This window comes from Dinoroseobacter sp. PD6 (assembly GCF_028807315.1).
Lineage (GTDB): Bacteria > Pseudomonadota > Alphaproteobacteria > Rhodobacterales > Rhodobacteraceae > Dinoroseobacter > Dinoroseobacter shibae.
Window position 1 is genome coordinate 568,645 of record NZ_JARAMN010000001.1, and the last position, 13,348, is coordinate 581,992.

Genomic DNA, 13,348 nt, shown 5'->3' on the forward strand with positions numbered 1-13,348 from the left:
GGGTCGCTCCTTGTGTTACCAGCGACGCTCGAACCGGCGGCGCAGAAGGATCGCGACGGCGTTCATGATGAGCAAAAAGACGAGCAGCACAATGATCGCGCCCGAGGCACGCTCGACAAAGGCGGGATCGGAACGCTGCGTCCAGTTGTAGATCTGCACCGGCAGGGCCGAGGCGGGATCGAAAAAGCCCTCGGGCGGGGCGGCGGGGTATTCGCGCACGAAGGCCACCATGCCGATGAGCAGGAGCGGCGCGGTCTCGCCCAAGGCCTGCGCGAGGCCGATGATCGTGCCCGTCAGGATGCCGGGGGCGGCGAGCGGCAGGACATGGTGGAACACCGCCTGCATCTTCGACGCCCCCACGCCGAGGGCCGCATCGCGGATCGAGGGCGGCACGGATTTCAGGGACGCGCGGGTCGAGATGATGATCGTCGGCAGGGTCATCAGGGTCAGCACCAGCCCGCCGACGATGGGGGCCGATTGCGGCAGGCCCGCAAAGTTGATGAAGATCGCGAGCCCGAGGATGCCGAACACGATCGACGGCACCGCCGCGAGGTTTGAGATATTCACCTCGATCAGGTCGGTGAGCCGGTTTTTTGGCGCGAATTCCTCAAGATAGATCGAGGCCGCAACGCCGATGGGCAGCGCCAGGCACAGCACGATCATCATCATGTAGAGCGAGCCCATGATCGCCACGCCGAGCCCCGCGGCCTCGGGGCGTTGGCCGGAGGCGTCGGGATTGGTAAAGAAGCCCCAGTTGAAGCGCTTCTCCAGCGCCCCCTCCTCCAGCAGTGCATCGGTCAGCTGCAGTTGCGCGGGCGAGACGTTCTTGTCGAGCGAGGCGCTCTCCATGGACACGCGGCCCTTGAGGTATCCGTCGATGCGGCCATTGGCCAGAAGCTCGAAGGTCTGGGTGGTGCCGACGACCTGCGGGTTGGCGAGCACGAAGTCGCGCAGTTGCGCCGGGGCGTCCTTGGAGATGATGGCGCCCGCGTCCTTGGCGGTCAGCCCCTCGATCTCGATCCCCGCCTCGGCCAGCTTGGCCTCCATCGCGGTGGCGATCAGGGGCGCGTAGCCGAAGGTCGAGACCTTGCGCATCACTTCCAGGTCGCGTGTGCCGGATTTGTCGAGCTTGTCCTCGGGCAGCGCGATCTCCAGCGTGACGTAGGTCTGCTGGAATGCGCTGAGGCCGTTCGACAGGATCGAGGCCAAGAGCAGCACCAGCGCGAGAATGCCGGTGATCACGGCGGCCAGGCCGTACATCTTGAACCGGGCCTCGGCGGCGTTGCGTTTCGCGGTCCGCGCGTCCTGCACCAGGAGCGAGGATGTCTTCGGCACAGGTACCGCGCCGGGCAGGCTTGCGTCGCTCATTCGTACTGCTCCCGGTATTTGCGGACGATGTAGAGGGCCAGCACGTTCAGCCCCAGAGTGATCACGAAGAGCGTCAGGCCGAGGGCGAAGGCCACGAGGGTTTCGGGACTGGCGAAATCCGTGTCGCCGGTCAGCTGACTGACGATCTTGACGGTCACGGTGGTCATCGCCTCGAACGGGTTGAGGTCGAGCTTGGCCGCCGCCCCTGCCCCGAGCACCACGATCATGGTCTCGCCGATGGCGCGCGAGGCCGCCAGCAGGATCGCCCCCACGATGCCCGGCAGGGCGGCGGGTACGACGACCTGCTTGATCGTTTCGGAATGCGTCGCACCCAGCCCGAGGGAGCCGTCGCGCATGGATTGCGGCACGGCGTTGATGATGTCGTCCGACAGCGAGCTGACGAACGGGATCAGCATGATGCCCATCACGAGGCCCGCGGTCATCACGCTGGAGCTGGAGGAGCCGAGCCCCATGGGTTGCGCGAAGTAGTCCCGCAAAAGCGGGCCCACGGTGATCAGCGCAAAGAGACCGTAGACGATGGTGGGGATGCCCGCGAGAATCTCGATCAGGGGCTTGGCCACGGCGCGGACCCGTGGCCCGGCATATTCCGACATGTAGATCGCCGCGAAGAGCCCGATGGGCACGGCCACCAGCAGCGCGATGAACGAGATATAGAGCGTGCCCCAGAGAAGCGGCAGGATCGACAGTTGCGATGCCCCGCCCCGGCCCGAAAAGCTGGGATCCCAGGTGGTGCCGAAGAAGAAGCTGGTCCAGGGATACTGGCTGAAGAAGTTCCGCGTCTCGAACAACATCGACAGGATGATCCCCAGCGTGGTCAGGATCGCGATGGTGGAGGCCAGCATCAGCAGGCCGAGGATGGCGGTCTCGACCGTGTTGCGGGCGCGGAAATCGCGGTTGGTGCGCAGCCAGGACAGGCCAAGCCCGACCAGCGCGATGGCGAGCACGACCACGGTCATCCATGTGCTCAGGCTGGCGCTGGCGGTGCGGTAGGCTTGTGCGGCGCGCAGGGTGGCGGGGTCGACATCGCTGCCCAAGGCGACGCCCACGGTGCCGAGCACCTGGCGGATATCGGTGGCGTCGGCGCGCAGGCTGCGGGCCTCATCCTCGGTCATGCTGCCCCGCGCCACCGCGGCATCGAGCCCGTCGGAGATCCGTCGCACATCGGACATCACGAGGCCGAGGCTGGTGTCGGCGGCGATGGCGGTATCGGGGAGGAGCGAGGCCACGCGGCTTTCGATGATACCGGGCTGGACCAGCATCCAGGCCACCAGCACCATCAGCGCGGGCGCGGTGGTGAAGAGCGCCACATTCATGCCGTAGTAGTTCGGCAGGGAGTGCAATTCGCGCAAATCCCCCCCGGAGGAGGCCATGGCGCGGGCGCGTCCCAGCACATAGCCGAGCACGGCGAGCGCCAGAACGGTCACGAGTATCCAGAAAACCGGCATGGAACCTCACGTGGGGGCAAAGAAAAGGAACCGGAGGGGCGTGGCGGCCCCGCCGGTCCCGGGAACGGGGTTTACATGGACTGCCCGGAGGCCACGAGCGCCTGAGTGTCGCCCAGGGCTGGGTCCGAGACGAGGCCATAGGCGGCCAGCGGGCCGTCGGGGCCGGCAATCTCGTCGGCGACGAAGAATTCCGCGAATTCCTGAAGGCCCGGGATCACGCCGATATGTGCCTTCTTGATGTAGAAGAACAGCGGGCGCGACACCGGGTAGTCGCCGGCGGCGATGGCCTCGGTGGTGGGCACGACGCCGTTCATGGTCGCGACCTGCAGCTTGTCGGTGTTGTTCTCGTAGAACGCCAGGCCGAACACGCCGATACCGTTGGTGTCGCTGGCGATGCGCGCCAGGGTCTCGGTATAATCGCCGTCGATATCGACGGAGCGGCCATCGGTGCGCAGGGACATGCATTTTTCTTCGGCGGTGTCCTCATCGACGCCCGCGTCGAGCATGGCCTGGAAGGCGCCGCCATCCTGGCAGCCCTGCAGGATCACCTTTTCCTCGAATACCTCGCGGGTGCCGTGCTTGGTGCCGGGTACGAAGGCCTGGATCGGCTGGGCGGGGAAGTCGGGGTTGACCTGGTCCCAGGTGGTCAATTCGTTGGCGACCAGATCGCCTTCGATGAAATGCTCGGCGGCGAGCGCCTTGTACCAGTCTTCGGGGGTGAAGGCGAAGGACGGGCCGTTGATGTCAGAGGCAAAGACGATGCCATCATAGCCGATGCGGACTTCGATGATCTCGGTCACGCCGTTTTCGGCGCAGACGGCGACCTCGGCGTCGCGGATCTGCCGGGAGGCATTGGCGATGTCGAGGGTGTTCTCGCCCACGCCTTCGCAGAACCGCTTGAGCCCCGCCGAGGAGCCGCCGGATTCCACGACCGGGGTCGGGAAGTCAAAGTTTTCGCCGAAGGCTTCGGCGACGATGGCGGCATAGGGCAGCACGGTAGAGGACCCGGCCACCTGGACCTGGTCGCGGGCGGCGGCGGCGGACGCGGCGACAAGCGCGGCGGCGGCGACGGTTGCTGCGAGTTTGACAGAATGCATGACGATGCTCTCCTAGGTTGATCCCGAGGCGCCTTTTCCTGGACGCTCAACCGCGCTTCTATGGGTCGCGTGCGATGCTTTTGTTAAAATTTTGTAACGCTTTTATGACGGCGCCTGCTGACGTGGCGGCAGGGGGTCGTGGCAGGGCGCGCCTAGCTGCGCGGTGCCGCCCCGGCGGTGGGAATAATCACCGAAAAACAGGCGCCTGCGCCCGGCTCGCTGGTGATGGCGAGGCGGCCGCGGTGGCGTTGCACGATATGTTTCACGATGGCCAGTCCCAGACCGGTGCCGCCCAGCTCGCGGGACCGGTGCTCGTCCACGCGGTAGAATCGCTCGGTCAGGCGGGGAATGTGATGGGCGGCAATTCCCGGGCCGTGGTCGCGCACATCGACCCGCACCGCGGGGCTGCGCAGGTAGGGATCCTGGTCGGTCAGCGACAGGCGCACCTCGACCGGCGACTCGGCGCCGCCGTATTTCAGGGCGTTCTCGATCAGATTGTTGAAGACCTGGCGCAGCTGGTCGGCCTCCCCCAAGACAATGTCGCTCTGCCCCTCCCCGGCCCCGAGATCGAGATGCACCGCGTCCTGCCCGGCCTCTGGGGCGAGCATGGCGCGGGAGGCGCGCAGAACGTCCGACAGCTTGATCCGGTCCTCGGGCTTTTGTCTTTCGGAGAACTCCACCCGGCTGAGGGATAGAAGATCCCCCACCAGCCGGTTCATCCGCCCTGCCTCGCGGGCCATGACGCCGAGAAACCGCGTCCGCGCGGCGGCATCATCGCGCGCGGGCCCCTGGAGCGTGTCGATGAAGCCCATCAGAGCGGTCAGCGGGGTGCGCAGCTCGTGACTGACATTGGCGACGAAATCCCGGCGCATCTGCCCTGCCTCGTAGAGCGGCGTGATGTCTTCGAGACAGACGAGGATGCCCGACACCGCGCCGGGGCCGAGGGGGGCGGCGGTGACGCGGAAGCGCTGGTCGCTGACATCGCCCGACACGGTGTAATGGCCGGTGGTCCGACTGCGCGTGCGCAGCGCCTCCTCGATCGCGCGCAGGATCGCCGGTTGGCGCAGGGCTGTCACGTAATGGCGCCCTTGTACCTCTGCCCCGAACAGGGCATTCGCAGCAGTATTCATCGTTTGGACCCGGGCATTTCCGGCAATCAGAAAGGCCGGAATTGGAATGCCCGAGACGATTTCGGAAAGCTCGGCCTGATCCATGGAGCGTCCTCACAATGTTGCGCGGACTATTCTGCGATGGGCTGGGCCATAACAAGCCGCTTTTCTTTCCCGGGCGCTTGAGTCACATTTCCGTTGGGTTAGGGAAAGACGGTGCGCAGTCGGAGAAAGGATCCCAAGGGATCCAAGGGGGATCTTTTGTCCATGCACGATGACTACGAAGGCCGTTTGGCAACGGGGACTCCAGCCAATTTGAACGGGGATCTCAAGACGGCGCGTGTGGCGCTTTATCTGCAGCTTTCAGATTGCCAGCATGCGGTGGTCGCGCGTAATGCCGCGACGGAAGACCTGCTAATCCAATCGGTGGATTTTGCGGCGCTCAATGAGACGCTTCTTGATAAGTTCCGGCCGGAAGTTATTGTTGCGCCTCTCTTTTCCGAAGGTTTCGATATCGTCGATGTGGCCGAGACCCTGTCCTTCGCCGGGTTCTTCGGAGAATTGTGGGCGGTTGGACCGGACCTGCCCAATCCCGGCCTGATCGAGCGGGAAATCCGGGAATTCGCGGGCCACATCCAGTTCCGGATCATCAGCGATCCGCGGGCTGCGCAAATGGCCAGCGGGCACTGACCGATCGCGGCGGCCCGGTCGGAGTCGTCTCTCTCTGATTTTCGAATCGCAAGACGGGGTGTCGTGCCGCGGCCGACAAAACTGCGGCTTCCGCGCAACAGTCTCAGAGCGCGGTCAAGCCCGTCCGGAAGCGGCGCATGTTGGCCTGGTAGCCGGTGGCCGATTCCAGCAGCCCGGCCTGCGCCGTCTCATCGAGGGTGCGCACCACTTTGCCCGGTGCGCCCATCACGAGGGAGAAGTCCGGGATCTCCTTGCCTTCGGTCACCAGCGCGCCCGCCCCGATCAGACAGCCCTTGCCGATGCGGGCGCCGTTCAGGATCGTGGCCCCCATGCCGACCAGGCTGCCATCGCCGATGGTGCAGCCATGGAGGATCGCCTTGTGCCCGATGGTGCAGTTCGTCCCGATCGTGAGGGGGAAGCCCATGTCCGTGTGCAATACGCAGGCTTCCTGGATATTGGAGCCGGTCCCGAGGCGAATTTCCTCGTTGTCGCCGCGCAGGGTGGCACCGAACCACACGGAACTGGCCTCTTCCAGAACGACCTTGCCGATCAGATTGGCGTCCGGCGCGACCCAGTAGTCGCCCGAGGCGGGAAATTGCGGGGCGATGCCATCGAGCGCGTAGATCATGTTCTTTCCTTCTCGAACTCTTCCTGCAGGGCGCGGACATGGGCTTGCAGACCCGGTTGCTGGGCGCGGCGCATCCGCTCGGCCGACACGATGCATTTCAGCCGCGCATCGGTCTCGTCGATATCCTCGTTGATCAGGACGTAATCGTAGCTGTCCCAATGGCTGATCTCGTCCCAGCTTTTCTGCATGCGCTTGCCGATGGTCTCGGGCGTGTCCTGGCCCCTGGTTTCCAGTCGGCGGCGCAACTCTTTGATCGAGGGCGGAAGGATGAAGACCGACAGGGTGTGCTTGCCCAGGTCCGAGTTGCGGATTTGCTGCGCACCTTGCCAGTCGATGTCGAACAGAACGTCGCGGCCACCGTCGATGGCGCGTTTCACCGGGGCCATGGGGCTGCCGTAGAAGTTTCCGAAGACATGAGCGTGTTCCAGCATGCCGCCCGTGTGGACCAGGTCGCGAAAGGCATTCTCGTCGAGGAAGTGGTAATCGGTGCCGTCCACCTCGCCCGGACGCGGCGCGCGAGTGGTGGCGGAGACCGAGAAGGACAGGGTCGGATCCCAGGCGATCAGCCGTTTGGCCAGAGTGGATTTTCCAGCCCCCGATGGCGAGGACAGGATGATCAAGAGCCCCCGGCGCGCGGAGTGGATGGTCATGGGTGCCCCCTCGTTCGTCTTCGTGCCGTTGCATAGGAGGTTGCGCCGCGCAGGGCAACCACCGCGCTATTCGAGGTTCTGGACCTGTTCGCGCATCTGGTCGATCAGCACCTTGAGATCCAGCCCCACCTGCGTCAGCGCGGCATCGGCGGATTTCGAGCAGAGCGTGTTCGCCTCACGGTTAAATTCCTGCATCAAAAAGTCCAGCTTACGGCCCATGGGGGCGTCCGCGTTAAGGATTTCGCAGGCGCTGGAGACATGGGTGTCGAGGCGGTCCAACTCTTCCGTAACGTCAGCCTTTACGAACAGAAGGGCCAGTTCCTGGGCGATGCGCTGGGGGTCCGGCGCGCCTTCGCCCGCGGCGTCGAGGATTTGCGCGGTAGCGGCTTTCAGGCGGCTGGCCTGGGTGTCGCGCCGGGCCTCGGCAAGACGGCGCGCGGTGGCAAGGCGCCCCGCGACCTGATCCAGCGCCTCGGTCAGCCCCGCCGCGGTGGCGGCCCCTTCGCGCTCGCGGCTCTCGACAAAGGCCGGCAAGGCGGCGTCGAGGTCAACCAGCAGCGCGGCTTGCAGCGATGAAAGCGCCTCGTCGGACAGGGGCGCGGTCTCGGATATTCCCCGAAAGTTCAGCAAATCCAGTGCATTGGGAGGCGACAGCTGCACCCCCGCCTGATCGGCGCGCAGCGTCAGGTCCGACAGGGCGCGCAGGACAGCGTCAAGCGCTTCGGCATTCACGCTCTGACCGCTGCCGAAGGCGCGATTGAGGCGCAGGGCGACGGAGATGTTGCCACGCTTTGCGGCCTTCGCGATCCGGGCGCGGACGGCGCGGTCGAGCCCGGGCAGCCAGTCCGGCAGGCGCACTTTCACTTCGAGCCCGCGGCCGTTCACGGCGCGGATATCCCAGGTCCAGGTCCAGTCCTCGAAACTGCCTTCTTGGGTGGCGAAACCGGTCATGGATCTAGCCACGAGAGTTAACCATCGGTGATTTTTTCACATGTAATTTTCGAGAATTCCGGACTATTAAGATATCAGTAATCATTATGCGAGTAACCGTTAACATCGGACACTCGCTTCGACAACTCCGGCGTGTTCTGTTTGCCGGCGTGAGGAGTTCCAGGTGCCGGACCACGTATCGAATGTAAGCGACCACGTAACCCAAGCGGATAATACCATCGTGTCTCTGAACAAGAAGAAGGTCACTTTGCGCAGCAAGATCCTGCTGGATGTCATGGACTACTGGGAAAGCATGCGTGACGGGGATGCCCTGCCCCGGCGCGCCGATATCGACCCGCGTCGGATCGAGGGGGCGTTACCCTATGCGTTCATCCTCGAAGAAATCGCGCCGGGCCTGGCGCGGTTCCGGGTCGCGGGGGGGCACTTGAACGACCTGATGGGCATGGAGGTGCGCGGCATGCCCCTCAGTGCGGTGTTCAACCACACCCAGCGCAACAAGCTGCTGCCGATGATAGAGAACGTATTCCGCAGCCCGTCGTCGCTGGAGCTGACCCTGCAATCGCGCAGCCCGGGGGCCGAGACGACCCATGCGGAGCTGCTGATCCTGCCGTTGCTGGACGATGATGGCAACGTGACCCGGGCGCTCGGTTGTCTTGTCGCCCAGGGCGCGATCCTGTCGCCGCCCTACCGGTTCCAGGTCACACAATCGCGCTCCACGCCGCTGCCTGCCCCGACCGAGACCGGGCAGCCTGCCCTGCGCCGCCCCAAGGTGCGTGCTCAGGACCGGGTGCTCGAAGGCTTCCACGAGCCTGCGGCGCGCTATGGCACCCCGACATCGGCCCCTGCTGCCGAAGTGGCACCGGCGCAGTCCCTGCCTGGCTACCTGAGGGTCATCAAGTAACCTGCCCCCAGGACCCGACATGACAACGCCGCCGCCCCTGTCGGGACGGCGGCGCGTTGCCCTGGATCGCAGGTCGGATCAGGCGGTGCGCTTGGCCGCGCCGGTCGCCCCGCGATGGGTTTCGATTTCCTCGGCGACGAGGAAGGCCAGCTCCAGCGCCTGGCTCGCGTTCAGGCGCGGATCGCAGGCGGTGTGATAGCGGCTGGAGAGGTCTTCGTCCGAGACCGCGCGTACCCCGCCGGTGCATTCGGTCACGTCCTTGCCGGTCATCTCGAAATGCACGCCGCCGGGATAGGTGCCCTCGGCGTTATGGACGGCGAAGAACTCCTGCACCTCGCGCAGCACGCTCTCGAAGGGCCGGGTCTTGTAGCCCGACGCGCTCTTGATCGTGTTGCCGTGCATGGGATCGCAGGACCAGACCACGTTGGCGCCTTCCTCCTGAACGGCCTTGACCAGACGCGGCAGGTGATCACCGACAGAGCCCGCCCCGAAGCGCGCAATGAGCGTCAGTCGCCCGGCCTCGTTTTTCGGATTGAGCCGCGCCATCAGCACCTTGAGGTCGTCGGTGGTGATCGAGGGGCCGCATTTCAGCCCGATCGGGTTCTGCACGCCCGCGCAGAAGGTAACATGGGCCCCGTCCGGCTGCCGGGTGCGATCACCGATCCACAGCATGTGGCCCGACCCCGCCAGCGGCAGGCCGGTGGTCGTGTCGATCCGGCAGAGCGCCTCTTCGTATTCGAGCAGGAGCGCCTCGTGGGAGGTGTAGAAATCCACCGTCGCCAGTTCGGAATTGTTCTCGGAGGTCAGGCCCGCGGATTTCATGAAATCCAGCGCATCGGCGATGCGGGTCGCCATTTCGCGATATTTCTCGGCCTCGTCGCGGTCGGTGAAGCCCAGCGTCCAGGCGTGGACCTGGTGGATGTCGGCATAGCCGCCCTTGGAAAACGCGCGCAGCAGGTTGAGCGTCGCGGCCGCCTGGGTATAGGCCTGCAACATCTTTTCGGGGTTCGGGATGCGGCTCTCGGGGGTGAAGTCGAGATCATTGATGATATCGCCGCGGTAGCTGGGCAGCTCGACGCCCTCCTTCACCTCGGTGGGTGCGGAGCGCGGCTTGGCGAATTGCCCCGCCATGCGGCCAACCTTGACCACAGGAACCTTGGCGCCATAGGTCAGCACCATCGCCATCTGCAACATCACCTTGAAGGTGTCGCGAATGAGATCCGCGCCGAATTCACCGAAGCTCTCGGCGCAGTCACCACCCTGGAGCAGAAAGCCCTTGCCATTGGCCACATCGGCCAGCTCGCGCCGCAGGGAGCGGGCCTCGCCGGCAAAGACGAGGGGCGGATACTGGGTGAGCCGGGCCTCCACCGCGGCCAGGGCCGCCGGGTCCATATACTCGGGCATCTGAATCCGGGGCTTTGTGCGCCAGTCAGATTTGCTCCACGCCTTGGTCATTGCTTTCCTCCACAGGTTGCGCGGCCAACAGGATGCTTGCTTACTGGACCGATCCCGGCTTGCCAATGCGCATTGTGCCGCTGAATCCTGCGGAATTCGGCCCGCGCGGGGCCGGTGGGCATTGCACCGACGGCCCAAATCCTGTCTCGTGGCATGAAACGTGAGACGGCCTTGATGACCTTGCCTCCGCCAGTACAGCCCGACGCGCGCCGCCCGTCGCTTGGTCCGGTCGCCAAGCCGAAGCGGTATGTCTTCGTGCTGCTGGAGAATTTCACCATGCTGTGTTTCGCCTCGGCGGTGGAGGCCTTGCGGATCGCCAACCGGATGGCGGGCGAGACGCTCTATGAGTGGCGGCTGGCGGGCGAGGGGGGCGAGATCGCCTATTGCTCGGCCGGGGTCGGCTTCAAGCTGGACATGGATCTCGAAGAACTGAGCCGCGATGACGTGGTGTTCCTGTGCGGCGGGATCGATGTGAAATCGGCCTCGTCCAAGGCATTGCTGAACTGGGTACGGCGGGAGGCGCGGCGCGGCGTGGTCACGGCGGGGCTGTGCACGGCGGGCTACACGCTGGCCAAGGCGGGGCTGCTGGATGGCAGGCGCGCGACGATCCACTGGGAGAACCATGACAGCTTTCTCGAAGAATTCGAAGAGATCGAGCTGACCAAGTCGGTCTTCGTGATGGACGGGAACCGCTACACCACGGCGGGGGGCACGGCATCGATCGACTTGATGCTGAAGATCATCGCCGACGACCATGGGGAGGATCTGGCCAATGCGGTGGCCGACCAGCTGATCTACACCAGCATTCGCACCGACCAGGACACCCAGCGGCTGTCCACGCCGACGCGGATCGGGGTGCGCCATCCGCGGCTGAGCAAGGTGATCCAGATGATGGAGGCCAATATCGAAGAGCCGATCAGCCCGTCAGTTCTGGCCTCGGATATCGGCATGAGCACGCGGCAGCTGGAGCGGTTGTTCCGCCGCTACCTGAACCGCTCGCCCAAGCGATACTACATGGAATTGCGGTTGCAGAAGGCGCGCAACCTGTTGATGCAGACGGATATGAGCGTGATCAACGTCGCACTTGCCTGCGGCTTCACCTCGCCCTCGCATTTCTCCAAATGCTACCGGTCGCAATACAGTACCACCCCTTACCGCGAACGCGGGTCGCAGGCCGGGCGGCTGTCGGTTTGACAACGCCTGCATGACGGCCCGCTGACGGGTTCGGTGCGATCCTGGCCACGCTCGCCGATTTTGGCGGGCTGTGACCAAGGAGAATTGATCATGAAACTATTAACGAGTGCATTGTGCGCCTTGGCGCTGGCGGGGCCTGTCGCCGCCGCCTCGGTGGATTTCGAGGGGCTGGCCACCAGCCTCAACGGACAGAGCCTGGTCGTGGACGGCTTCACATTCAACACAACGGCCCCGGCGGAGGTGCGGATCTTCAACGACACGCCCAACCCGCGCACGACCTATGTGTTGTCCTGTGTGCCGGGGGATTGCCAGAACGCGCTGGAGGTGGTGTTCCCCAACGCGACCTCGCAGTTCTCGATGAATATCGTGTCCGACGAGGGCGGCAGCGCGTCCTCCCTCATGCTGAGTTTCACGACGGCGGCGGGGATCGTGACCGACACCTTTACCGGGTTCGACAGCGTGTCGAACACGAAGGATTTCTACACCATCGCCGGGCTCGACAAGGCCACCAGCGTGTGGCTCACCCCCGTGAACGAACCGTCGGGCTTCGGCTATGACGATATGCGCATCGACATGGCTGCGGTTCCGCTGCCGATGCCTGCGCTGCTGCTGCTGGGCGGTCTCGGCGCGCTCGGTCTTGCCAAGCGGCGCAGGGGCTGAGCACGGATCCGGCGGGGCTAGCTGCGCTCCGCCGGGCTCATGCGGTAGAGCGCGCCGTTGCCGACGCTGAGGAACCAGATTGCGCCATCGGGCCCTTCGCGCACATCGCGCAGGCGGGCGGTGGTGTCGCCGGTGATCTCTTCTTCCGCGAAGCTGCCTGCCTCAAGCCGCGACAGGTAGCCGAATTTCAGGCTGCCGACGAAGAAATCGCCCTCCCATTCGGGCCAGAGCGCACCGGAGTAGATCATCATGCCCGAGGGGGCGATGGAGGGGTCCCAGAAATGGGCCGGCTGTTCCATCCCCGGTTTGGCTGTGCCCTCGCCGATCCTGAGACCCGAGTAATGCCGCCCGTAGGAGATCACCGGCCAGCCGTAATTGGCGCCCTTCTCGACCCGGTTGATCTCGTCCCCGCCGCGGGCACCGTGCTCGACCACCCAGAGATTGCCTTGCAAGTCCAAGGCCGCCCCCTGGGGGTTACGGTGGCCATAGGACCAGATCTCGGGCTGCGCGCCCTCGGTGCCGGTGAACGGGTTGCTGGTGGGGACGCCGCCGTTGCGGGCGATGCGGATGACGCTGCCGCTTTCGATCGCGAGGTTCTGGGCGCTGTCATCGTCGCCCCGGTCGCCGATGGTGACATAGAGAAACCCGTCGCGCCCCTCGACGATGCGGGAGCCGAAATGCCGCCCGCCACGGGTGCCTTCTTCCATCGCGAAGATGGTGCGGGTGTTCTCCAGGGCGCGGCCATCCGCCGACAAGCGCCCGACCGCCACAGCGGTGCCCGCGCCGCGGGCCTGCGGCCGGGAGTAACTGAAGACGACCTCGCGGGTCTGGGCGAAATCGGCCGGGATCAGCAGGTCGAGCAAACCACCCTGCCCGCCCACGGCGATACGCGGCAGACCGGAGACCTCGGCCCGGGTCCCGTCGGGGCGAATATGCAGCAGCGCGCCGCCCCGCTCGGTAATCAGAACGCCGCCCTCGGGAAGAAAGCCGAAGGCCCAGGGCTCGTCGAGGTCGCGCACGATCTCCGTGACCTCGACGGGTCCAGCGGAGGTGGTGAGCGTTTCCGCCCAGGCCGCGGGGGACAACAGGCTGAGGCCGAGGGCGATCGTGGTGACGAGGCGGATCATGGCGGGCTCCGGTATTGGGGGGCGCTGAAGACACCAGATAGGTGGCGCGCGG

General features: G+C 65.3%; 13 protein-coding genes. 4 read left to right on the forward strand and 9 right to left on the reverse strand.

The genetic code is table 11. From position 1 onward, the window contains the following. Positions 1–15 precede the first annotated feature (15 nt). The 4 genes from pstA to PVW48_RS02675 all read right to left on the reverse strand — a co-directional run bounded on the left by pstA (position 16) and on the right by PVW48_RS02675 (position 5,145). Complete coding sequence (pstA, locus tag PVW48_RS02660) at positions 16–1,368, reverse strand: phosphate ABC transporter permease PstA (protein ID WP_274580168.1); 1,353 nt, start codon at positions 1,366–1,368, stop codon at positions 16–18. After that, positions 1,365–2,834, reverse strand: a complete 1,470-nt coding sequence (pstC, locus tag PVW48_RS02665; protein ID WP_274580169.1) for a phosphate ABC transporter permease subunit PstC — start codon at positions 2,832–2,834, stop codon at positions 1,365–1,367. The genes pstA and pstC overlap by 4 nt, the downstream gene beginning before the upstream one ends. Before the next feature lie 71 nt (positions 2,835–2,905). Further along, positions 2,906–3,931, reverse strand: coding sequence for a substrate-binding domain-containing protein (locus PVW48_RS02670; protein WP_274580170.1), 1,026 nt, complete (start codon positions 3,929–3,931; stop codon positions 2,906–2,908). A gap of 152 nt (positions 3,932–4,083) precedes the next feature. Further along, positions 4,084–5,145: an ATP-binding protein gene (locus tag PVW48_RS02675; protein ID WP_274580171.1), complete on the reverse strand. Its 1,062-nt coding sequence runs from the start codon at positions 5,143–5,145 to the stop codon at positions 4,084–4,086. Positions 5,146–5,307: 162 nt separating this feature from the next. Here PVW48_RS02675 and PVW48_RS02680 point away from each other — a divergent pair, with 162 nt between their 5' ends. Further along, positions 5,308–5,730: a hypothetical protein gene (locus tag PVW48_RS02680; protein ID WP_274580172.1), complete on the forward strand. Its 423-nt coding sequence runs from the start codon at positions 5,308–5,310 to the stop codon at positions 5,728–5,730. 103 nt (positions 5,731–5,833) lie between these two features. On the opposite strand, the gene PVW48_RS02685 is transcribed toward PVW48_RS02680, so the two are convergent. From PVW48_RS02685 to PVW48_RS02695, 3 genes are all read right to left on the reverse strand, one after another. Then, on the reverse strand, positions 5,834–6,358 hold the full coding sequence (locus PVW48_RS02685) for a gamma carbonic anhydrase family protein (protein WP_274580173.1): 525 nt from the start codon (positions 6,356–6,358) through the stop codon (positions 5,834–5,836). After that, positions 6,355–7,008: a guanylate kinase gene (gene gmk / locus PVW48_RS02690; RefSeq protein WP_012178201.1), complete on the reverse strand. Its 654-nt coding sequence runs from the start codon at positions 7,006–7,008 to the stop codon at positions 6,355–6,357. The genes PVW48_RS02685 and gmk overlap by 4 nt, the downstream gene beginning before the upstream one ends. 66 nt (positions 7,009–7,074) lie before the next feature. Then, positions 7,075–7,959, reverse strand: a complete 885-nt coding sequence (locus tag PVW48_RS02695; RefSeq protein ID WP_338020461.1) for a YicC/YloC family endoribonuclease — start codon at positions 7,957–7,959, stop codon at positions 7,075–7,077. Between the two features lie 163 nt (positions 7,960–8,122). Here PVW48_RS02695 and PVW48_RS02700 point away from each other — a divergent pair, with 163 nt between their 5' ends. Further along, entirely contained in the window at positions 8,123–8,860 is a 738-nt protein-coding gene (locus tag PVW48_RS02700) for a PAS domain-containing protein (protein WP_012178199.1), read from the forward strand. Between the two features lie 78 nt (positions 8,861–8,938). On the opposite strand, the gene PVW48_RS02705 is transcribed toward PVW48_RS02700, so the two are convergent. Then, positions 8,939–10,315, reverse strand: a complete 1,377-nt coding sequence (locus PVW48_RS02705) for a class II 3-deoxy-7-phosphoheptulonate synthase (protein ID WP_012178198.1) — start codon at positions 10,313–10,315, stop codon at positions 8,939–8,941. Between the two features lie 174 nt (positions 10,316–10,489). On the opposite strand from PVW48_RS02705, the gene PVW48_RS02710 reads away from it, so the two are divergent. Next, on the forward strand, positions 10,490–11,509 hold the full coding sequence (locus PVW48_RS02710; protein WP_274580274.1) for a GlxA family transcriptional regulator: 1,020 nt from the start codon (positions 10,490–10,492) through the stop codon (positions 11,507–11,509). A gap of 90 nt (positions 11,510–11,599) precedes the next feature. Then, a complete protein-coding gene (locus PVW48_RS02715; RefSeq protein WP_274580178.1) occupies positions 11,600–12,169 on the forward strand; it encodes a hypothetical protein in 570 nt (189 codons plus the stop codon). 17 nt (positions 12,170–12,186) lie between these two features. Here PVW48_RS02715 and PVW48_RS02720 read toward each other — a convergent pair whose 3' ends face one another. Continuing rightward, on the reverse strand, positions 12,187–13,296 hold the full coding sequence (locus PVW48_RS02720) for a PQQ-dependent sugar dehydrogenase (RefSeq protein WP_274580179.1): 1,110 nt from the start codon (positions 13,294–13,296) through the stop codon (positions 12,187–12,189). Positions 13,297–13,348: the final 52 nt, after the last annotated feature.

Coding starts and splice junctions, on each gene's coding strand:
- PVW48_RS02710 (WP_274580274.1), top strand. CDS start 10,490: ATGACCTTGCCTCCGCCAGTACAGCCCGACGCGCGCCGCCCGTCGCTT.
- PVW48_RS02685 (WP_274580173.1), bottom strand. CDS start 6,358: ATGATCTACGCGCTCGATGGCATCGCCCCGCAATTTCCCGCCTCGGGC.
- pstA (WP_274580168.1), bottom strand. CDS start 1,368: ATGAGCGACGCAAGCCTGCCCGGCGCGGTACCTGTGCCGAAGACATCC.
- PVW48_RS02720 (WP_274580179.1), bottom strand. CDS start 13,296: ATGATCCGCCTCGTCACCACGATCGCCCTCGGCCTCAGCCTGTTGTCC.
- PVW48_RS02670 (WP_274580170.1), bottom strand. CDS start 3,931: ATGCATTCTGTCAAACTCGCAGCAACCGTCGCCGCCGCCGCGCTTGTC.
- PVW48_RS02695 (WP_338020461.1), bottom strand. CDS start 7,959: ATGACCGGTTTCGCCACCCAAGAAGGCAGTTTCGAGGACTGGACCTGG.
- pstC (WP_274580169.1), bottom strand. CDS start 2,834: ATGCCGGTTTTCTGGATACTCGTGACCGTTCTGGCGCTCGCCGTGCTC.
- PVW48_RS02675 (WP_274580171.1), bottom strand. CDS start 5,145: ATGGATCAGGCCGAGCTTTCCGAAATCGTCTCGGGCATTCCAATTCCG.
- PVW48_RS02715 (WP_274580178.1), top strand. CDS start 11,600: ATGAAACTATTAACGAGTGCATTGTGCGCCTTGGCGCTGGCGGGGCCT.
- PVW48_RS02705 (WP_012178198.1), bottom strand. CDS start 10,315: ATGACCAAGGCGTGGAGCAAATCTGACTGGCGCACAAAGCCCCGGATT.
- gmk (WP_012178201.1), bottom strand. CDS start 7,008: ATGACCATCCACTCCGCGCGCCGGGGGCTCTTGATCATCCTGTCCTCG.
- PVW48_RS02680 (WP_274580172.1), top strand. CDS start 5,308: ATGCACGATGACTACGAAGGCCGTTTGGCAACGGGGACTCCAGCCAAT.